Raw genomic sequence first — 20,344 nt, forward strand, 5'->3', positions numbered from 1 at the left:
TAGTCTTAGCTGTATGTGTGGAATCGTTGGATATGCAGGCCGCCGCCCCAGTGCCGCCGCCGCAGGGCAGCTTAAGAGTCATGAGCATGGTGCGCTCGACGTCGTCATGGAGGGCCTGCGCCGGCTGGAATACCGCGGTTATGACTCCGCCGGAGTCGCAGTCCTGACCGAGACCGGGATCGAATCCCGCAAGAAGTCGGGCAAACTTGCCAACCTGACGGCCGAGCTCGCCGCAGCCCCGCTTCCCGCGGCAACCACCGGGATCGGCCACACCCGCTGGGCAACCCACGGCGGTCCGACGGATGAGAACGCCCATCCGCACCTGGCGGATGACGGGCGCCTGGCCGTGATCCACAACGGCATCATCGAGAACTTCGCCGAGCTCAAGGCCGAGATGCTCGAAGCCGGGGCCGTTTTCAGCTCCGAGACCGACACCGAGGTGGCAGCCGCCCTTCTGGCATCCGTCTACCGCGGCGAAGGCGGCCAGGACCTGGCCGTGTCCATGCAGCTGGCCTGCCGCCGGCTCGAGGGCGCGTTCACCCTGCTGGCCATTCACGCCGATTCGCCCGACGTCGTCGTGGCCGCCCGGCGCAACTCGCCGCTCGTCGTCGGCCTGGGCGACGGCGAGAATTTCCTGGGCTCCGACGTCTCCGGCTTCATCGACTTCACCCGCCGCGCGGTTGAACTGGGCCAGGACCAGATCGTCACGATCACGCCCGAGGCCGTCGAGATCACCGACTTCTACGGCAACCCCGCCGAGGGCACCGAGTTCAAGGTGGACTGGGACGCCGCCGCTGCGGAAAAGGGCGGATACCCCTCCTTCATGGAGAAGGAAATCAACGACCAGCCGCAGGCCGTGGGCGACACCCTGCTGGGCCGCTCCGACATCGAGGGCCGCCTGACCCTGGATGAGCTGCGCATCGATCCCGAAGACCTGAAGTCGATCAACAAGATCATGGTCCTGGCCTGCGGAACCTCCGCGTATGCCGGCCAGGTTGCCAAGTACGCCATTGAGCACTGGTGCCGGATCCCCGTGGAGGTCGAACTCAGCCATGAGTTCCGTTACCGTGATCCGATTGTCAACGAACATACGCTGATCGTCGCCATTTCCCAGTCCGGCGAGACCATGGACACGCTCATGGCCGTCCGCTACGCCAAGGAACAGGGCGCCAAGGTGCTGGCGATCTGCAACACCAACGGCTCGACCATTCCGCGCGAGTCCGATGCCGTGCTTTACACCCATGCCGGACCGGAGATCGCGGTGGCTTCCACCAAGGCCTTCCTGGCACAGATCACCGCCGCCTACCTGCTGGGCCTGTACCTCGCCCAGCTGCGCGGCGACAAGTTCCAGGGCGAGATCAAGGACATGCTGGCCGACCTGGCCAAGGTGCCGGCGAAGATCCAGCAGGTGCTGGATTCCTCGGAGCAGATCAAGGAGCTGGCCGCCATCATGGCCGATGCCAAGTCGGTGCTGTTCCTGGGCCGCCACGTAGGATTCCCGGTCGCCATGGAAGGCGCCCTGAAGCTGAAGGAACTGGCCTACATCCACGCTGAAGGATTCGCCGCCGGCGAGCTCAAGCACGGTCCGATCGCCCTCATCGAAGAGGGCCAGCCCGTCTTCGTGGTGGTGCCTTCGCCGCGCGGCCGCGACTCGCTGCACGCCAAGGTGGTCTCCAACATCCAGGAAATCCGGGCCCGCGGTGCCAAGACCATCGTGATCGCTGAAGAGGGCGACGACGCCGTCAAGGCGTACGCCGAGCACGTCTTCTACGTGCCGGAGACGCCCACCCTGCTGGCGCCGCTGCTGACCACGGTTCCGCTGCAGATCTTCGCCTGCGCCCTGGCCACCGCCAAGGGCTACGACGTTGACCAGCCGCGCAACCTCGCCAAGAGCGTAACGGTCGAATAGCGGTGATCATCGGCATTGGCGTGGATGTGGTGGACGTGCCGCGCTTTGGACGCCAGCTGGAGCGGACGCCGGGCCTGCGGGCCCGGCTGTTCGTACCGGCCGAACGTGAGCTGAACCTGCGGTCCCTTGCGGCCCGGTTTGCCGCGAAGGAAGCGGTCGCCAAGGCCCTCGGCGCTCCGGCCGGCATGAACTGGCAGGACTGCCAGGTGGACCTCGATGCCGCCGGCGCCCCCAGCGTCAGCGTTCGGGGCACGGTGGCCGCGGCCGCCGAAGCCAAGGGCGTGCGCACCTGGCACCTCTCGCTCAGCCACGACGGCGACGTCGCGACTGCCATGGTGGTAGCCGAGGGTTAGTCTGTAGGCATGATTCGTGCGTACTCCGGCACCGCTGTGCGGGCCGCGGAACAACCCTTGCTCGCCGCCGGCTTCGGCCCGGAACTGATGCAGCGGGCAGCGTACGGATTGTACGCCGCCGCCGTCCGCGAGTTGCTGGACCGCTGCGGGTCCGTCTACGGAACACGCGTGTGCGTGCTGGCCGGCGCCGGCAACAACGGCGGCGACGCCCTGTACGCCGGAGCCCGGCTGGCCCGCCGCGGCGCCGGGACCACAGCGGTCCTCACGGCTCCGACGGCACATCCGGAAGCCCTGGCCGAATTCCGGCGGCAGGGCGGCCGCGTGCTCGCCCTCTCCGCCGGCGTCGAGGAGGCCGCAGGGATCTGTGCGGCAGCAGACCTGGTCATCGACGGCATCCTGGGAACCGGCGGCAGGGGCGGGCTGCGCGGACCGGCTGCCGAACTGGCCCGGAAACTCCCGGACCCGGGCACCGGCCCGAAACCGCCGCTGATCATCGCCTGCGACCTGCCCAGCGGCGTGGACGCGGACACCGGGGAAGCCGACGGCGAGCACCTTGCCGCGGACCTGACAGTCACCTTCGGGGCCGTCAAGACCGGCCTGATGGCCGGTCCCGGCGCGGTTGCGGCCGGCCGGATCGAGTACGTGGACATCGGGCTGGCGGCCTTTGCCGCCCCGGAACTGCTGCGGCTGGAACCGGCCGACCTGGCCGGTCTGCTGTCCGCCCCCCGGAAAACCGATCACAAGTACACCCGTGGCGTGTTGGGCATCGCTGCCGGCTCCGCCACCTATCCCGGCGCCGCTGTCCTGGCCACCGGAGCAGCACTGGCCGCCGGCGTCGGCATGATCCGCTACTTGGGGCCGGAACCGGTCGGCCGCCTCATCAACGCCGTTCATCCCGAAGCCGTCTGCGGCACCGGCAGCGTCCCGGACACCCATGTCCAGGCCTGGCTCGCCGGACCGGGAGCCGGAGCCGATGAAGACCAGCGCCGGCGCGCCCTGGACGCCATGGCGTCAGGGCTTCCCGCCGTCGTCGACGCCGATGCCGTGGCCTGGGCGGAGCCGGGCCTCGGACCGCAGGTGATCCTGACCCCGCACGCCGGCGAACTCACCGCCCTCCTCACCAGGCTTGGGGAGCCCGTTCCCCGGAAGCAGGTGGAGGCGGATCCGCTTCGCTCCGCCCGGCGCGCCGCCGAACTGACGGGGGCCACCGTCCTGCTCAAGGGCTGGGCCACGATCACTGCAGCCCCCACCGGTGAGACCTTCAGCCAAGCCGAAGCGACACCGTGGCTGGCGGCAGCCGGCAGCGGCGACACCCTCTCCGGCATCCTGGGGGCGCTGCTCGCGACGGACCGCGCGGGCCGGGCCGACGAACGGCCCCCGCCGGGGCATTATGCGGCTCTTGCCGCTGCTGCCGCGAGCATTCACGGCCGGGCGGGAACCCTCGCCGCCGCGTCCGGGCCGGTGGCACCCTCAGCCCTGCCGGCCGCCGTCCGAACCGTGATCGGGGACCTTTCCCCCGCTCAGCCGGCAGGTTTGGGCACTCCGGTCCGGGGCCGCCCGCGGAGGGTAGTAAAGCGGGCTGTTTAATGCTGGGCCAAGTCTGAGGTAAAAAGTAAGTAGACATACTATGTACTTGTTGTTATTGAACTAGTCAGGAGCTTTACATGGAAGTTTGGCCGGGAGAAGCTTATCCGCTGGGCGCGACCTACGACGGAAACGGCACTAACTTTGCGCTCTACAGCGAGGTTGCCGACTCTGTCACGCTGTGCCTGTTCGACGACGAGGGCAACGAAGAGTGTGTGCGCCTGACCGAGGTGGACGGCTATGTGTGGCACTGCTACCTGCCCCAGGTTCTGCCCGGGCAGAAATACGGATACCGGGTTGACGGCCCGTCCGACACCGAACACGGCAACCGCTGCAACCCCAACAAGCTGCTGCTGGACCCCTATGCCAAGGCGGTCTCCGGCGAGATCGACTGGGACCAGGCGCTGTTCGGCTACAACTTCGGCGACGAGAACTCACGCAATGACGAGGACTCCGCCCCGCACATGATGATGGGTGTTGTCATCAACCCGTTCTTCGACTGGGACGGCGACCGCAAGCCCAAGATTCCGTACCACCGCTCGGTGATTTACGAGGCCCACGTCAAGGGCCTCACGGAGCTGCATCCCGACGTCCCCGAGGAACAGCGCGGCACCTATGCCGGCGTCGCGCACCCTTCGGTCATCGCACACCTGCAGAAGCTGGGCGTCACAGCCATTGAGCTGATGCCCGTGCACCAGTTCGTCAACGACTCCACGCTGCAGGAGAAGGGCCTGTCCAACTACTGGGGCTACAACACCATCGGCTTCTTCGCCCCGCAGAACACCTACAGCGCCACCGGCGATGCGGGCCAGCAGGTCCAGGAGTTCAAGGCGATGGTGCGCGCACTGCACCTGGCCGGCATTGAAGTGATCCTGGACGTCGTCTACAACCACACGGCCGAGGGCAACCACTTGGGCCCCACGCTGTCCTTCCGCGGCATCGACAACCAGGCCTACTACCGGCTGATGGATGACGACAAGCGGTACTACATGGACTACACCGGCACCGGCAACTCCCTGAACGTGGGCAACCCGCATTCACTGCAGCTGCTCATGGATTCCCTGCGCTACTGGGTCACCGAGATGCACGTGGACGGTTTCCGCTTCGACCTGGCCTCCACGCTGGCACGTGAGTTCTACGACGTCGACAAGCTCTCCACCTTCTTCGAACTGGTCCAGCAGGATCCCGTGGTTTCCCAGGTGAAGCTGATTGCCGAGCCCTGGGACATTGGCCCCGGCGGTTACCAGGTGGGCAACTTCCCGCCGCAGTGGACCGAATGGAACGGCAAGTACCGCGACACCGTGCGCGACTTCTGGCGCGGAGAGCCGTCCACCCTGGGGGAGTTCGCTTCCCGCATCACCGGTTCCGCTGACCTGTATGAGTCCTCGGCCCGCCGCCCGGTGGCCTCGATCAACTTCGTCACCGCCCACGACGGTTTCACGCTGCATGACCTGGTGTCCTACAACGAGAAGCACAACGAAGCCAACGGCGAAGACAACAACGACGGCGAATCCCACAACCGGTCCTGGAACTGCGGCGCTGAGGGCCCCACCGACGATCCGGCGGTGCTCTCGCTGCGCGCGCGCCAGCAGCGGAATTTCCTGGCCACCCTGCTGCTCTCGCAGGGCGTGCCCATGATTGCCCACGGCGACGAACTGGGACGCACCCAGCAGGGCAACAACAACACCTATGCGCAGGACTCCGAGTTGAGCTGGATCAACTGGGAGACGATGGACACGCCGCTGATGGAATTCACCGCAGCCGTCAACACGCTGCGGGCCGAACATCCCACGTTCCGCCGCCGCCGCTTCTTCGACGGCCGGCCCGTGCGCCGCGGCGAGGGCGAGGCGCTGCCGGACATCGTCTGGCTCACCGAGGACGGCACGCCCATGTCCCCGGACGACTGGGACACCCCGGTCAGCCGGTCCCTGGGCGTGTTCCTCAACGGGCAGGGCATTTCCGGCAAGGACGCCCGCGGACAGCGGATCACTGACCTGAACTTCCTGCTGTACTTCAACGCCCATGACGAGGACGTCAAAGTGACGGTCCCCGCCAAGGAATACGCACCTATGTGGGACGAGGTCATCGACACGGCGGGGGAGTACGCCGACTCGGCCCCGATTCCCGCCGACGGCCAGTTCACCGTCGCCGCCAAGTCCATGGTGGTGCTGCGCGCCCATGAGGAGGAAGAGGAGCACGACCACTCAGTGGCCGCGTCCCTCGCAGCATTGGCGGGGTCCAAGGCCCACAGCAACGAGGTGGACGGATGAGGACACCGCTCTCCACCTACCGGCTCCAGATCCGCCCGTCATTCACCCTCTTCGACGCCGCGGATCTGGTTCCGTACCTGGCGGACCTCGGCGTGGACTGGGTGTATCTCTCACCCATCCTCACCGCCGAGGAAGGCTCGGACCACGGCTACGACGTCACTGACCCGTCCGCCGTCGACCCCGCCCGCGGCGGCCCCGAGGGACTCAAGGCCCTCTCCGACGCCGCCCATGCCGCCGGCCTGGGCGTGCTGGTCGATATTGTTCCCAACCACATGGGCATCGCAACGCCCCACCGGAACCCGTGGTGGTGGTCAGTGCTGAAGGAGGGACGCGGCTCGCGGTACGCCGAAGCCTTCGACATCGACTGGGACGCGGCAAACGGCAAGCTCCGGCTGCCCGTCCTGGGCGACGGACCCAACGAGTTGGCGGAACTGAAGCTGGCCGACGGCGAACTGCACTACTACGACCACCGGTTCCCGGTGGCCGAAGGCACCGCAGCGGAAGGGGACAGCGCGCAGGACGTGCACGCCCGCCAGTCCTACGAACTGGTGAACTGGCGCCGCGCCGACAACGAGCTGAACTACCGCCGGTTCTTCGGGGTCAACACCCTGGCCGGCCTCCGGGTGGAGGAACCGTGGGTCTTTGACGAATCGCACGCCGAAATTCGGCGCTGGTTCGACGAAGGACTCGTGGACGGCCTGCGCATCGACCATCCGGACGGTCTCGCCGATCCCAAGGGCTACCTGACCCGGCTGCGCGAGATCACCCGCGGCGCGTACATCCTGGTGGAAAAGATCCTGGAACCGGGCGAAAAACTCGCGGCGGACTGGGAAACCGAAGGCACCACCGGCTACGACGCGCTGGCCGACATCGACCGGCTCTTCGTGGACCCCGCGGGCAATGACAAGCTCACCGCACTGGTGCCGATGGAACCGTACGCACAGATGATCCACGGCACCAAGCGGGTCATCGCGGACAACCTGCTGCACTCCGAGGTGCAGCGCCTCGTGCGCCTGCTCCCGGCGGACAGCGGCTTGGACCCGGAAACGGCTGCAGATGCGCTCGCGGAGCTGCTGGCCTGCTTCCCGGTTTACCGCAGCTACCTGCCTGAAGGCGCCGGGTACCTGACCGATGCCTTGATTGCCGCGAAGGTCCACCGCCCGGATCTCGCGGCAGCGCTGGACATCCTGCATTCGCTGTTGAACCCGCTGGCGGACGCAGACAGCGCTGAAGCGGTCTCCCTTTCCCGTCTGGGGGAGCTGGCCGTGCGATTCCAGCAGACCTCCGGCATGGTGATGGCCAAGGGCGTCGAGGACACGGCGTTCTACCGTTACTCCCGCCTGACGTCCCTGAACGAGGTTGGGGCCGACCCGGCGCACTTCTCCGTGGCGCCGGGTGAAATGCATGCACGCCTGATCCGCCGGCAACTGGAACAGCCGGCAGCCATGACGGCCCTGACCACGCACGACACCAAGCGCAGCGAAGACACCCGCGCCCGGATCTCCGTGCTTGCGGAAATCCCGGACGAGTGGCGCGAGGCGTTCACGCGCCTCGACGCCCTGGCTCCGATGAATGACGCGCCGATGGCGAACCTGCTGTGGCAGACCTTCGTCGGTGCCTGGCCGCTGAGCCGGGAACGCGCACACGCCTACGCCGAGAAGGCCTCACGGGAAGCGTCCAGCAGCACCACCTGGACGGCTCCCAACGCGGAATTCGAGGAACGGATGCACGCGGCCATCGATGCAGCGTTCGACGATCCGGGCGTCAACTCGGTGATCACCGCACTGGTGGAACGCATCCGCGAGGCGGGGTACAGCAACTCGCTCTCCGCCAAGCTCCTGCAGCTGACCATGCCCGGTGTGCCCGACGTCTATCAGGGCACTGAATTCTGGGACCGCTCGCTCGTGGACCCGGATAACCGCCGCCAGGTGGACTTTGCCCGCCGCCGCGAGGTCGCGGCGGCGTTCGCCGCTGCCGACGCCGGTGCCCCCGCACTGGACGAGGACGCGGCAGCGAAGCTGCTGGTCACCACCCGGGCGCTGCAGCTCAAGCACGGCCGGCCCGAGCTGTTCACGGGGTACGTTCCCGTGGCGGCGGAAGGGCCTGCGGCAGAGTACCTCTTCGGGTTCGACCGCGGCGGCGCCGTAACACTCGTGACCCGTCTGCCGCTGGGACTTCAGCGCTCCGGCGGCTGGCAGGACACCGCCGTCGTCCTGGCAGCTGGCACCTACCGCGACGTGATCAGCGGAAAAACACACGAAAGCGGCGGCCGGCTGGCGGCTGCCGATCTGTTCGGCACCTATCCGGTGGCGCTGCTGGTTCGGGAGGACGGCGAATGAGGACCAACTTCGAGGTGTGGGCGCCCAAGGCCGGCACCATGACGCTGCTGGCCGACGGCCGGCACCTGTCGATGACCCGCGGCGAGAACGGCTGGTGGCACGCCCAGCACGCCGAACTCACCGAGGACATCGACTACGGCTACCTCATAAACGACGCCGAGACGCCGGTGCCGGATCCCCGGTCCCGGCGGCAGCCCGAGGGCGTGCACGCACTTTCGCGCACCTTCGATCCGGATCTGTACCAGTGGCATGACGCCGGCTGGGTCTCCCCGGGGCTCGACGGCAGCGCGATCTACGAAATGCACGTGGGCACCTTCACCCCCGAAGGCACGCTGGACGCGGCGATCGGCCGGCTGGACTATCTGGTGGACCTGGGTGTCCGCTTTGTCGAACTGCTGCCCGTCAATGCGTTCAACGGAACCCACAACTGGGGTTATGACGGCGTGCTCTGGTACGCCGTGCAGGAAACCTACGGCGGGCCCGAGGCCTACCAGCGGTTCGTGGACGCGGCTCACCAGGCCGGACTCGGCGTCATCCAGGACGTGGTCTACAACCACCTTGGACCCAGCGGCAATTACCTGCCGATGTTCGGCCCCTACCTCACCGAGGGAAAGTCGAACACCTGGGGGGACTCGGTCAACCTGGACGGTCCGCTCTCCGATGCCGTCCGCGAGTACATCGTGGACAACGTCCTGATGTGGTTCCGCGACTACCACGTGGACGGGCTGCGCCTGGATGCGGTGCACGCACTGCACGACGAACGCGCCGTGCACATCCTCGAAGAGATGGCCGCGGCAACGGATGAGTGCGCCGAAGCCCTGGGCAAGCCGCTGTTTTTGATCGCGGAGTCGGACCTGAACAACCCCCGGCTCATTACCCCTCGGAACATCAACGGCTACGGCCTTGCGGGCCAGTGGTCCGATGACTTCCACCATGCCGCCCACACCAACCTCACCGGTGAAAACGGCGGCTACTACGAGGACTTCGACTCGGTTGGTGCGTTGGCGAAGGTCCTGCAGGAAGGGTTCTTCCACAACGGAACGTTCTCGACCTTCAGGGAACGCGGCCACGGCCGTCCGCTGGACAAGGAGACGGTGACCGCACGCCAGCTGGTCACCGCCATCCAGAACCACGACCAGATCGGCAACCGGGCAGCCGGTGACCGGCTGAGCGCCGCCCTGGGGTACGAGCAGCTCGCCCTCGGCGCTGTGCTCAGCCTGGCGTCGCCGTTTACCCCCATGCTGTTCATGGGCGAGGAGTTCGGGGCGTCCACGCCCTGGCAGTTCTTCACGTCCCATCCGGAACCCGAGCTGGGGAAGGCCACGGCCGAGGGCCGCCTGAAGGAATTCGAGCGGATGGGCTGGGATCCGGCCACGGTTCCGAATCCCCAGGATCCGACGACCTTCACCAACTCCAAGCTGGACTGGTCCGAGGCGGAAGAGGGGGACCACGGACGGCTGCTGGACCTGTACCGCAGGCTCCTGAAGCTGCGCCGGGAAACCCCCGACCTGATGGATCCGGACCTGCGCAACGTCCGGGTGGACTTTGACGAAGAGGAACGCTGGCTGGTGATGCAGCGCGGTTCCACGGCGGTGGCGCTGAACTTTGCCGACACCCCGCGGGAGGTCCCGCTGCCGTTCGCCGCGCCGGCCAAGGTGCTGCTCGAGACCGCGCCGTCCCGGATGGACGGCGGCACCGTTCAGCTGCCCGCTTACGGGGCCGCTGTCCTGGCGTCGGAGTAGGCGGGATTGTCCGCGGCAGTGGCAGGATGTAACCCATGACATACATTGCCGCGGACAACCGCTACGATTCCATGCCCTACCGCAGAGTCGGCCGCAGCGGGCTGCACCTTCCCGCCGTGTCCCTCGGCCTGTGGCACAACTTCGGCGACGACAAGAATTTCGAAACCCAGCGTGCCATCCTGCGCCGGGCCTTTGACCTGGGCGTCACCCACTTCGATCTGGCCAACAACTACGGGCCGCCCTACGGTGCGGCCGAAACCAACTTCGGCCGGCACTTCAAGGACGACTTCCGGCCGTACCGGGATGAGCTGGTCATCTCCTCCAAGGCCGGTTACGACATGTGGCCCGGACCCTACGGGAACTGGGGATCACGCAAGTACCTCCTGGCCAGCCTGGACCAGTCCCTGGACCGCATGGGCCTGGACTACGTCGACATCTTCTACAGCCACCGCCCCGATCCCGAGACCCCGCTGGAAGAAACCATGGGCGCCCTGGATACCGCCGTGCGCTCCGGCCGGGCCCTGTACGCAGGCATCTCCTCCTACTCGCCGGAAAAGACGCTGGAGGCTGCCCGCATCCTGCGCGAGATGGGCACTCCGCTGCTGATTCATCAGCCCTCGTATTCAATGCTGAACCGGTGGGTCGAGCAGGGGGACCCGAACCTGTTCGCGGCACTGGATGAGGCCGGCGCCGGCTCCATCGCCTTCTCGCCGCTGGCCCAGGGGCTGCTGACCAGCAAGTACCTCAACGGGGTGCCTGAAGACTCCCGTGCAGCCGCCGGCAAGTCGCTGGAAAAGTCCCAGCTGTCCGAGGACAACCTCCGGCGGGTGCGGGCGCTGGACGGCCTGGCGCAGGCCCGCGGCCAGAGCCTGGCGCAGATGGCCATCGCCTGGGTGCTGCGTCCGCAGGCCGGCGGCGGCGCCGTCACCTCCGCGCTGGTGGGCGCGTCCAGCGTGCAGCAGCTTGAAGACAGCCTGGCCGCAGTGACCAACCTGAGCTTCACCCCCGAGGAGCTGGCCGCCATCGACACGTATGCGGTGGACTCCGGCATCAATCTGTGGGCCTCGGCGCTGGACGCCTGACGGCTGCGGCTGCAACCGGTTTTCTCCCGGTTGCAGCCGCCGGGAGGCCCCGGAGCACCGGGCAGGCCCGGGTGAATGAAACAATGGTCAGGTGAATGACCAACAAGCTCCTCCCGCTGCAGAACGCCAGGCCCTCGTCGATCTGGCCGCCGTGCGGCACAACGTCCGCCACCTCGTTCGGCTGGCCAGCCCGGCCCGGGTGATGGCAGTCGTCAAGGCCGATGCCTACGGCCACGGCGCTGTCCCGGTTGCCCGCGCCGCACTGGAGGCCGGCGCCTCCTGGCTCGGTGTCGCCCACATTTCCGAGGCCCTGGCCCTGCGCGGCGCCGGCATCACCGCTCCGCTCCTGGCCTGGCTGCACACCGTGGACAGCCAGTTCTCCGAGGCAGTCGCGGCCAACGTGGACCTGGGCCTCTCCGGATGGGAACTGGAACACGTCGCTGCGGCTGCGCGGGAACTGCAGATCCCGGCGCGGGTGCACCTGAAGATCGACACCGGGCTCGGCCGCAACGGCTGCCCGCCCGAGAAATGGGAATCCTTCGTGGGCCGCGCCCTGGCCTACCAGGAAGAGGGACTGCTGCGCGTCGTCGGGATCTTCTCCCACTTCTCCGTCGCCGACGAACCCGACCGTCCCGAGACCGACGAGCAGCTGGAGAGATTCCGCACGGCCGTCGCCGTCGCCGAGGACGCCGGTGTGGACCGCGAGGTGCGGCACATCGCCAACACCCCCGCCGCACTGTCCCGCCCGGATTCCCACTTCGACATGGTGCGGGTGGGCCTGGGCCTGTACGGGCTGTCGCCCTTCCCCGGGCAGACCCCCGATGAACTGGGCCTGCGTCCGGCCATGACCCTGAAGACCACCATTGCCAACTGCAAGGAAGTTCCTGCCGGGCAGGGCGTCTCCTACGGGCTGCGCTACACCGCGCCGGAAGCCACCACGCTGGCGCTGGTTCCCCTGGGCTACGCCGACGGCGTTCCCCGCATCGGCACCGGAGGCCCGGTCTGGGTGGACGGAACCGTCTATCCGGTGGTCGGTCGCATCGCCATGGACCAAATGGTCATTGATCTCAACACCACGGGCATCGCGGGCACCGGCAAGGACCTCGTTGGCCGGGAGGCAGTCCTGTTCGGCGGCGTCGGACTGCCGTCCGTCGATGAGTGGGCCGAGGCCTGCGGCAGCATCAACTACGAAATCATCACCCGCATCAGCTCCCGCGTGGAGCGGAAGTACACCGACACGGAGGCCACCGAAGCATGAGCGCAGCACAGGGCAACGTTGATGCCCCGCCGGTCTGGGAAGAGGAAATCCGCACCGCTGACGCCCAGCAGACGCAGGCAGTGGCCGAACAGCTGGGCCGCCGGCTGGCCGCCGGCGACCTCATCCTGCTCACCGGTGAGCTCGGCGCCGGGAAAACAACCTTCACCCAGGGCCTGGGCCGCGGACTGGGCGTCCGGCCCGGCATCATCTCGCCGACCTTCGTGCTGGTCCGCATTCATCCCAGTCTCTCGGACGGCCCCGATCTGGTGCATGTGGACGCTTACCGGCTCGGGTCCAGCGCGGAAATCGACGACATCGATCTGGAAAACACCATGGACACCTCGGTCACCGTGGTGGAGTGGGGCCGCGGACTGGTGGAGCACCTCTCCGGCAACCGGCTGGAAATCACGCTGGTCCGGCCGACCGGGTCCGACGCCGGCCGGGCGCCGGGAGACGGCGGCCTGACTTTCGACTTCGACGATGACCCGGACGAAGAGCGCGTGATCCGGATGGCCGCCTACGGCCCGCGGTGGGCGAACTTCCGGCGGCCCGCCGGGGCTGCGGAAAGGGTGCAGCCGAAGGAGACGTAAAATGGGCACCGTGCTTATTCTCTCCATTGACACCTCCGCCATTGCCAGTGCGGCGCTGCTGACCGGGGAAGGGGAGGTCCTGGCTGAATTTGCCACGGAAGACACCCGTTCCCATGCCGAAGTGCTGGCCCCGGGCATCCGCGACCTGATGGCCTCCGCTGACGTCACCGCCGCAGACCTCGACGCCGTGGTGGTGGGGGTGGGACCGGGACCGTTCACCGGCCTGCGCTCCGGCATCGCCACGGCCCGCACCCTCGGCTTCGCCTGGAACAAGCCGGTGCACGGGGTCATGAGCCTTGACGCCATCGCTGTGGACGCCGCGCTCGACGCGTGGCGGCTGGGCATTGACGAGTTCGCCGTTGCCACCGATGCCCGGCGCAAGGAAGTGTACTGGGCGCACTACCGCAGCACCGGCGGCACGGCCGAACTCCTGGCCGGCCCGTTCGTGAGCGACCCGGCGGAAGTGCCGGCGCTGCCGGTCTACGGCGTGGGCGCCGGCCTGTATCCCGAGGTGCTGCACGGCGTTGCCGGTTTCACCGGCACCCAGCCCACGGCTTCGGCCCTCGGCCGCACCGCCGTCGTCCGCCTGGTCCGCGGGCTTCCGCTGCTGGACACCACGCCGCTGTACCTGCGCGAATCCGATGCCAAGGTGCCCGGACCCCGGAAGCGTGCACTGTGACCGGCCCGGCCATGATCCGGTCCATGACCTTCGACGACATAGCCGCCGTGGACGGGCTCGAACGGGCGCTGTTCCCCGTTGATGCGTGGCCGCTGCAGATGTTCTACGACGAGCTGAACCAGGCGGACACCCGCTCCTACTATGTCGCCGAGGACGCTGACGGCCGAGTTGTCGGCTACGCGGGGCTGATGTGCGTGCTGCCGATCGCCGATGTGCAGACCATCGCCGTCGCACCCGAGGCCGAAGGCGCGGGCATCGGATCGGCGCTGCTGGCCACGCTCATCAACGAGGCCAAGGAGCGCGGCGCCGACGACGTCCTGCTGGAAGTGCGCGCCGACAACCCCCGCGCCCAGCGGCTCTACCGCTGGTTCGGGTTCGAACAGATTCACATCCGGCCGCGCTACTACCGCGACGGCGCGGACGCACTCATCATGCGGCTGGCTCTTTCCGCTTGGAACGGATCCCCGCGCGTTACAACGAAGGACACCGAATGAACCGCACGGACCCGCTGGTGCTTGGCATCGAATCATCCTGCGACGAAACCGGCGTCGGCATTGTCCGCGGCGGCAAGCTGCTGACCAACACGGTGTCCTCCTCCATGGAGGAGCACGTGCGCTTCGGCGGGGTCATTCCGGAGATTGCCTCCCGGGCGCACCTGGACGCCTTCGTACCCACGCTGCGCCAGGCCCTGGACGAAGCCGGCGTGACCCTGGACGACATTGACGCCATCGCCGTCACATCCGGACCCGGACTGGCCGGCGCGCTCATGGTGGGCGTCTGCGCCGCCAAGGCGCTCGCCGTCGCCACCGGCAAGCCGCTGTACGCCATCAACCATCTGGTGGCCCATGTGGGGGTGGGCGTGCTCGACGGCGACGAGCTGCCCGACAACCTGGGTGCGCTGCTCGTTTCCGGCGGCCACACCGAGATCCTCCGGGTGAAGTCGCTGACCGGCGACGTGCAGCTGCTGGGCTCCACCATCGACGATGCCGCCGGCGAGGCCTACGACAAGGTCGCCCGCATCCTCGGACTGGGCTATCCCGGCGGGCCGGCCATCGACAAACTGGCTCGGGACGGCAATCCGAAGGCCATCCGGTTCCCCCGCGGCCTGACCCAGCCCAAGTACATGGGCACGGCCGAAGAACCCGGACCGCACCGCTACGACTGGTCCTTCTCCGGACTCAAGACCGCCGTGGCCCGGTGCGTCGAGCAGTACGAGGCGGCCGGCGAGGAACTCCCCGTGGCCGACATTGCCGCTTCCTTCCAGGAAGCGGTGGTCGACGTGATTACGGCCAAGGCGGTCCTCGCCTGCACCGAACACGGCATCACCAACCTGCTCCTGGGCGGGGGAGTGGCTGCCAACTCCCGGCTCCGGGAGCTGACGGCTCAGCGCTGCGCTGCGAAGGGCATCACCCTGCGGGTGCCGCCCATCTCGCTCTGCACCGACAACGGCGCCATGGTTGCCGCCCTGGGCGCCCAGGTGGTGATGGCCGGTGCCGAGCCCTCGGGCCTCGGTTTCGCTCCGGATCCGTCGATGCCGGTCACCAGCATCCATCTCTAATTACTGTCGGACATTAGCCGGCACCGACTTCTAGCCGGCACCCGTTCGGTCCGGGCCTGCCGGTCCGGGAAGCGGCGGCGCCACCGACAAATAGGCGTGGCCCGTGGGGGTGACGGTTTCGACGGTGTGCCGGCCATTGTGCCGGCGGTTGTGACTGCCGGGCGGAGCTGATCGAGAGGTCCATCCGGGGGCTTCCTTGGCCTGGTTGCAGGCCTCGCACAACCCCTGCAGGTTCTCCGCGCTGGTCGGACCGCCCTCATGGACCGGCCGAATGTGGTCATAGTGCCGGATCGGCGCCCCGCACCACGGCATCCGGCAGATCTGGTCCCGGACCGCGATGAACCGGGCCAGGCCCTTCGGCACCAGCCGTGCCTTGGAGTCCATGCCCACCAGCGCTCCGGTGGAGGGAACCGTGTAGAGCCGCCGCAGCCAGGTCCGGTTTTCCCCGCGGGGGTTGCCGGTTGTTCCGTCCGGCGCGCCGGGTTTCCTTGGACTGGCGTTGCTGTTGCGGCCGCCCCTGTCGCTGCCGCCCTGACGGACCAGATCCCGGGCCAACTGTGCCGGAACCACCCCGTATCCTGCGAGCACGGCAGGTTCCGCGGACCCGGCCAACAGGGTCCGGTCCGTCATGATCAGCTGCACCTCCACCCGGACGTCTTCAGCACGGGCCTGGCCGGTGGTGCGTTCCACGAGGGTGTCGGCCATGATCTGGCCCTTCGTCCGCGGGTCCCCGGCAGCCCGCAGCCGGTCCGCTTCCCGGGTCAGCGCCGCGAACACGCCCACCCCCTGGGCAACCGGCAGCAGTGCGGTCAGATACGTCATGGTGTCCGGGGCCGGACGGCAGGAGACAAAGCGCTCCGAGGTTGCGTGGGCGGTCCGGTTCACCACAGCGTGCGGATCCATTGCATAAGACAGAGATTTGATCCGGGAAATGAGCTGGCGGTCTCCGAGCTGCTCCAGCTCCGTCAGGTTTCCGGCGACTCGTTCGTCGATCTTCTGCCGGTCCTCCAGGGTCAGGCAGGCGGTCTCGCGGACCAGGAGCGTGGCCCGGTACTCGCTGATCACGCCCAGGCTCAGGGCGTGCAGGGTGTGCGGCATTTCAGTGGTCAGGATCCGGGCCAGGCCCAGCAGCTTGGCACCGTTATGCGGAGAGTCCCGCCGCGCCAAGCCGATCTGCGCGCCCACGCCTTTGCCGAGCTGCTCGGCCTTTAGGCCGGCCCGTGCCTGGGAGCGGCGGATCATCGCATCAAATATGGCTGTCGCCCTGACCTGAGCCGCGGACGCCGCAGCCTTGACCTCCTCCAGGGCACGAATCTGATCGATAAGGGCGGCCAGCAGCGCAGGTTCAGCGGATTCGGCATTCCCCCGGAGCTCAGTTCCGACAGGTCCCGTGGCGTTTCCGGACAGCGCTCCGGTCAGTCCGCCGACGGCAGAGGGTTCCTTCGGCGGTGCTGTTCCGCTGACCGGATGGCGCTTGAGTTCGTACATGTATTCGATTTTAGTGGCGCAGATCACTAAAAAGGCGAGTGTCCATTACGGGTGCAATACCCGATTTATTGGTCAGGCCTGAGGGGCCGGTCACCGGGACCCGGCCCCCGGTGACCCTAAGCTTCGCCGCGCAGCTGCCGGATGCCGTCCTGGACGACGGCACGCAGGTCGCCGCCGTTTTCTGCGGCCACGCGACGCTGCCGCTGGTAGCCGGCGCCGCGCTCGATGATCACGGCCACGTCGGCCAGCTCGGCTGCACAGCCCAGTTTTTCGGCGACGGGTGCCAGACGCGGCAGGACATCTTCGAGAAGGTGGTCGGTGACCAGCTTCTCGTTGCCGGCAGCATCCAAGATGATGATGGCATCGAGGCCGTAGCGGGCGGCACGCCACTTGTTCTCCTGCACATGCCACGGGGGCATGGTGGGGATGCTGCCGCCGTTGTCCAGGATGGTGGAGAACTCCTCCACCAGGCACTGGGTGAGGGCTGCCACGGCGCCGACGTCCTCAATGGTGGCCATGCCGTCGCAGACCCGCATTTCGACGGTGCCCAGGTTGGGCACGGGGCGGATGTCCCAGCGGATCTCGCTGATCGAGTCGATCACTCCGGTGGTGTACATGTCCTGCACATAGGACTCGTACTCCGCCCAGGACCCGAATTGGAAGGGCAGGCCGGCGGTGGGCAGCTGCTGGAACATCAGGGCCCGCTGGGAGGCATAGCCGGTGTCCTCGCCGGACCAGTACGGAGAGGACGCTGACAGCGCCTGGAAGTGCGGGAAATAGTTCACCAGGCCGTCCACGACGGGCAGTGCCTTGTCACGCGAATCCAGGCCGACATGCACGTGCACTCCGTAGATCAGCATCTGCTGGCCCCACCACTGGGTGCGGTCAATCAGCTTGGCGTAGCGTTCCTTGTCAGTGATGGGCTGCGACCGGGGAGCGCTGAACGGATGAGATCCGGAGCAGAACAATTCGACGCCCATGGGGTCCGTGACCCGGCGCAGGGCTTCAAGGGATCGAGAGAGGTCCGCTTTTGCATCAGCGACCGTGTTGCAGACGCCGGTCACCAGCTCCACCGTATTCTCGAGCAGCTCCTGCTTGATATGCGGGTGCTCGTCATCCTCGGTGAGGCCCGGATAAGCGGCGCTGACGCCGCGCAGGACCTGGTCAGCCACGGAGACCAAATCTCCCGTGGTCCGGTCGACAAGGGCCAGTTCCCATTCAACGCCGAGTGTTGACTGGGCCGACTGGGCGAAACCGATTTGCAAACTGACTCCTGCTGTACTGCGTAATCTGTGGAGGACCCGGTCCCGCATCATCGCGCTTGAGAACCCGGTTCAATCCTAACTGTCAAGTGCCGGCAATCCATCAACGAGCCGGCCCGCGCACCATTCCCCCGGAAGCCTCGAAGGCCATAATGGGATCGTGCCCATTCTGAATAAAGACATGACCCTGTGTGTTTCCCTCGCTGCGCGGCCGTCCAATATCGGAACGCGCTTCCACAACTACCTCTACGACCTGCTGGACCTGAACTACGTCTACAAGGCTTTCGCGCCCACGGATCTGGCCCAGGCAATTGCGGGAGTGCGCGGCCTGCCGATCCGCGGCTGCGCCATTTCCATGCCGTACAAGGAAGACGTCATCGCGCTGGTGGACCGGATGGATCCGTCGGCGGAGGCGATCAGCTCGGTCAATACGATAGTGAACGACGACGGCGTCCTCACCGCCTACAACACCGACTACTTGGCGATAGCCCGGCTGCTGGCCGACCACCACATCCCCGTCGCCTGGTCCGTGCTGCTGCAGGGATCCGGGGGCATGGCCAAGGCGGTCGCCGCTGCGCTGCGGAACGCCGGATTCTCCGACGTCACCATTGTGGCCCGCAACGAAGGCACCGGACGGGCACTTGCCGACCGCTACGACTTCAACTGGCAGGCAGAGGCGGCGGGCATTACGGCCGACCTCATCATCAACGTCACTCCGCTGGGCATGACCGGGGAACACGAGGCGGTCCAGTCCCTGGACGACGCGGCGGTTGCGGCCGCGCGGACGGTGTTCGACGTCGTCGCGCTCCCCGCCGAAACGCCCCTGGTTCGCGCAGCGCGCGCAGCGGGCAAGAAGGTCATCACCGGTGCCGAAGTGATCGCCCTCCAGGCGGAGGAGCAGTTTGTGCTCTACACCGGGGTCCGGCCCACGCCGGAGCAGGTGCGGGCTGCCAGCGAATTCTCCCGCGCCTGACCCGGCCGTCTCCGCGCGGATCTCCGCATCTGCCTAGGCGGCGGAGGTCACCGGCTCCACCACAATGGCCACCCGGTCCTCACCCAGCCGGGTCAGGACCAGCGTGGCCTTGTTCGGTCCCTTGCCGGACCCGGTGAGCAGCTGCTTGCGCAGCTCCTCGGGAGTGACCGACATGCCGCGCTTCTTGATGTCCAGGACACCGATGCCGTTGGCCTTCACCCAGGCCTTGAGCGCCTTGACGTTGTAGGGGCGCACTTCGAGCACCCGGTAGGCGCGTGCGAAGGGCGTCGCCATCAGCTCGGGGGCACCGATGTAGGCAATGTGCGGATCCAGCAGGTGACCGTCCAGGGAGCGGGCGACGTCGGCAACAAGCCCAGCGCGGATGACCGCGCCGTCGGGCTCGTACAGGTAGGCATCCACGGGACCGACGGCGACGTCCTCGCCGCCGGGCACGTAGTCGAACGGCGAGGTCAGCTCCGCGGCGCCGTTGGCTCCGATCACCAGGGCGGCGCGGCGGACGCCGTCGCGGCGCAGGGCATTGAACCACAGGGTCGCCTCGGTTACGTCGCCGTCCACTGATACCCACTGCGCTTCGCAGTTCTTCGGCAGCGCGTCGTGCGGAATTCCGGGGCCCATTTTCACGCCCACGGGCAGGCCGGCGTCGGCCAGTGATTCCACGAAGGACAGCGGCGGAGAAAACGCTTCCGGATCAAAAATGCGGGTGGTGCCGGAGGTCGAGGTGGTCCGGCGTGCCGGATCCAGCCACACGCCGTCGAACCCGCCGAGGTCGAACTCTTCGGCGGCGCCCTGGACCACCTTGGCGTTGGGCCAGGGCATCAGGTTGATGGTGGCCGCGGCGGCGGTGATTTCATCAAGCTCGACGGCGGTCACCTGCCGGTCCAGCGTGGCCAGCGCCAGGGAATCCGCGCCGATTCCGCAGCCCAGGTCCGCTACCTTCTCCAAGCCGGCCTGAACGTACCGCTGGGCATGCAGCGCCGCGACATTCAGGCGGGTGGCCTGCTCCAGCCCCGGCGCGGTGAAGAGCATGTGCTCGGCAAACGGGCCGAACTTGCCCCGGGCCTTCATCCGCAGTTTGGCCTGGGTCAGGACGGCGGCCACCACCTCGGGGGAGTGCCCGGCCTTGCGCAGATCGTTGTTGAGCTTAAAGGACTCGGACTCCAGGTACGGGCCGAGGGAGTTCAGCAGTTCCCAGCCTTCGGAGGTCAGAACATGGGCGAGGGAGGTATCCGGCATGCC

The 20,344-nt window shown here is 67.5% G+C and carries 16 protein-coding genes; 13 read left to right on the forward strand and 3 right to left on the reverse strand.

Translation table 11 applies throughout. From position 1 onward, the window contains the following. Positions 1-13: 13 nt before the first annotated feature. From glmS to tsaD, 12 genes are all read left to right on the forward strand, one after another. On the forward strand, positions 14-1,909 hold the full coding sequence (gene glmS, locus QNN99_RS02985) for a glutamine--fructose-6-phosphate transaminase (isomerizing) (RefSeq protein ID WP_229964904.1): 1,896 nt from the start codon (positions 14-16) through the stop codon (positions 1,907-1,909). Between the two features lie 2 nt (positions 1,910-1,911). After that, positions 1,912-2,262 carry a holo-ACP synthase gene (locus QNN99_RS02990; protein WP_229964905.1) on the forward strand — a complete coding sequence of 117 codons (351 nt, stop codon included), beginning with the start codon at positions 1,912-1,914 and terminating at the stop codon, positions 2,260-2,262. Positions 2,263-2,271: 9 nt separating this feature from the next. Beyond that, entirely contained in the window at positions 2,272-3,849 is a 1,578-nt protein-coding gene (locus QNN99_RS02995; protein ID WP_229964906.1) for an NAD(P)H-hydrate epimerase, read from the forward strand. Between the two features lie 77 nt (positions 3,850-3,926). Beyond that, positions 3,927-6,116, forward strand: a complete 2,190-nt coding sequence (glgX, locus tag QNN99_RS03000; protein WP_229964907.1) for a glycogen debranching protein GlgX — start codon at positions 3,927-3,929, stop codon at positions 6,114-6,116. After that, positions 6,113-8,455, forward strand: coding sequence for a malto-oligosyltrehalose synthase (treY, locus tag QNN99_RS03005; protein WP_229964908.1), 2,343 nt, complete (start codon positions 6,113-6,115; stop codon positions 8,453-8,455). The genes glgX and treY overlap by 4 nt, the downstream gene beginning before the upstream one ends. Next, positions 8,452-10,197, forward strand: coding sequence for a malto-oligosyltrehalose trehalohydrolase (treZ, locus tag QNN99_RS03010; RefSeq protein WP_229964909.1), 1,746 nt, complete (start codon positions 8,452-8,454; stop codon positions 10,195-10,197). Before treY ends, treZ begins: the two co-directional genes overlap by 4 nt. A gap of 35 nt (positions 10,198-10,232) precedes the next feature. Beyond that, the gene (gene mgrA, locus QNN99_RS03015) at positions 10,233-11,279 is read left to right on the forward strand and encodes an L-glyceraldehyde 3-phosphate reductase (protein ID WP_229964910.1); all 1,047 of its coding nucleotides are present in this window, start codon (positions 10,233-10,235) and stop codon (positions 11,277-11,279) included. Positions 11,280-11,370: 91 nt separating this feature from the next. Continuing rightward, on the forward strand, positions 11,371-12,537 hold the full coding sequence (alr, locus tag QNN99_RS03020; protein WP_229964911.1) for an alanine racemase: 1,167 nt from the start codon (positions 11,371-11,373) through the stop codon (positions 12,535-12,537). Beyond that, positions 12,534-13,127, forward strand: coding sequence for a tRNA (adenosine(37)-N6)-threonylcarbamoyltransferase complex ATPase subunit type 1 TsaE (gene tsaE / locus QNN99_RS03025; RefSeq protein ID WP_229964912.1), 594 nt, complete (start codon positions 12,534-12,536; stop codon positions 13,125-13,127). Before alr ends, tsaE begins: the two co-directional genes overlap by 4 nt. Positions 13,128-13,137: 10 nt before the next feature. Beyond that, a complete protein-coding gene (gene tsaB / locus QNN99_RS03030; protein ID WP_229965058.1) occupies positions 13,138-13,806 on the forward strand; it encodes a tRNA (adenosine(37)-N6)-threonylcarbamoyltransferase complex dimerization subunit type 1 TsaB in 669 nt (222 codons plus the stop codon). 23 nt (positions 13,807-13,829) lie between these two features. Next, positions 13,830-14,300: a ribosomal protein S18-alanine N-acetyltransferase gene (gene rimI / locus QNN99_RS03035; protein WP_229964913.1), complete on the forward strand. Its 471-nt coding sequence runs from the start codon at positions 13,830-13,832 to the stop codon at positions 14,298-14,300. Then, a complete protein-coding gene (gene tsaD, locus QNN99_RS03040; RefSeq protein ID WP_229964914.1) occupies positions 14,297-15,364 on the forward strand; it encodes a tRNA (adenosine(37)-N6)-threonylcarbamoyltransferase complex transferase subunit TsaD in 1,068 nt (355 codons plus the stop codon). Before rimI ends, tsaD begins: the two co-directional genes overlap by 4 nt. Positions 15,365-15,394: 30 nt before the next feature. Here the strand turns inward: tsaD and QNN99_RS03045 are convergent, their stop codons facing one another. Continuing rightward, complete coding sequence (locus QNN99_RS03045) at positions 15,395-16,852, reverse strand: HNH endonuclease (RefSeq protein ID WP_229964915.1); 1,458 nt, start codon at positions 16,850-16,852, stop codon at positions 15,395-15,397. 116 nt (positions 16,853-16,968) lie between these two features. After that, entirely contained in the window at positions 16,969-18,117 is a 1,149-nt protein-coding gene (locus QNN99_RS03050) for a glutamate--cysteine ligase (RefSeq protein ID WP_229964916.1), read from the reverse strand. A 157-nt stretch (positions 18,118-18,274) separates the two neighbouring features. Between QNN99_RS03050 and QNN99_RS03055 the strand changes: the two genes are divergently transcribed. Further along, entirely contained in the window at positions 18,275-19,087 is an 813-nt protein-coding gene (locus QNN99_RS03055) for a shikimate 5-dehydrogenase (protein WP_284015548.1), read from the forward strand. 33 nt (positions 19,088-19,120) lie between these two features. On the opposite strand, the gene QNN99_RS03060 is transcribed toward QNN99_RS03055, so the two are convergent. After that, positions 19,121-20,341, reverse strand: a complete 1,221-nt coding sequence (locus QNN99_RS03060; RefSeq protein WP_229964917.1) for a THUMP-like domain-containing protein — start codon at positions 20,339-20,341, stop codon at positions 19,121-19,123. Between the last annotated feature and the right edge of the window lie 3 nt (positions 20,342-20,344).

The sequence above is a fragment of the Arthrobacter sp. zg.Y820 genome (assembly GCF_030125555.1).
GTDB lineage: Bacteria > Actinomycetota > Actinomycetes > Actinomycetales > Micrococcaceae > Arthrobacter_B.

Bases quoted from the DNA above. Each gene is read 5' to 3' on its own strand.
- treY (WP_229964908.1), top strand. From the start codon at position 6,113: ATGAGGACACCGCTCTCCACCTACCGGCTCCAGATCCGCCCGTCATTC.
- QNN99_RS02995 (WP_229964906.1), top strand. From the start codon at position 2,272: ATGATTCGTGCGTACTCCGGCACCGCTGTGCGGGCCGCGGAACAACCC.
- QNN99_RS03060 (WP_229964917.1), bottom strand. From the start codon at position 20,341: ATGCCGGATACCTCCCTCGCCCATGTTCTGACCTCCGAAGGCTGGGAA.
- mgrA (WP_229964910.1), top strand. From the start codon at position 10,233: ATGACATACATTGCCGCGGACAACCGCTACGATTCCATGCCCTACCGC.
- tsaD (WP_229964914.1), top strand. From the start codon at position 14,297: ATGAACCGCACGGACCCGCTGGTGCTTGGCATCGAATCATCCTGCGAC.
- glmS (WP_229964904.1), top strand. From the start codon at position 14: ATGTGTGGAATCGTTGGATATGCAGGCCGCCGCCCCAGTGCCGCCGCC.
- treZ (WP_229964909.1), top strand. From the start codon at position 8,452: ATGAGGACCAACTTCGAGGTGTGGGCGCCCAAGGCCGGCACCATGACG.
- QNN99_RS03045 (WP_229964915.1), bottom strand. From the start codon at position 16,852: ATGTACGAACTCAAGCGCCATCCGGTCAGCGGAACAGCACCGCCGAAG.
- rimI (WP_229964913.1), top strand. From the start codon at position 13,830: ATGACCTTCGACGACATAGCCGCCGTGGACGGGCTCGAACGGGCGCTG.
- tsaE (WP_229964912.1), top strand. From the start codon at position 12,534: ATGAGCGCAGCACAGGGCAACGTTGATGCCCCGCCGGTCTGGGAAGAG.
- glgX (WP_229964907.1), top strand. From the start codon at position 3,927: ATGGAAGTTTGGCCGGGAGAAGCTTATCCGCTGGGCGCGACCTACGAC.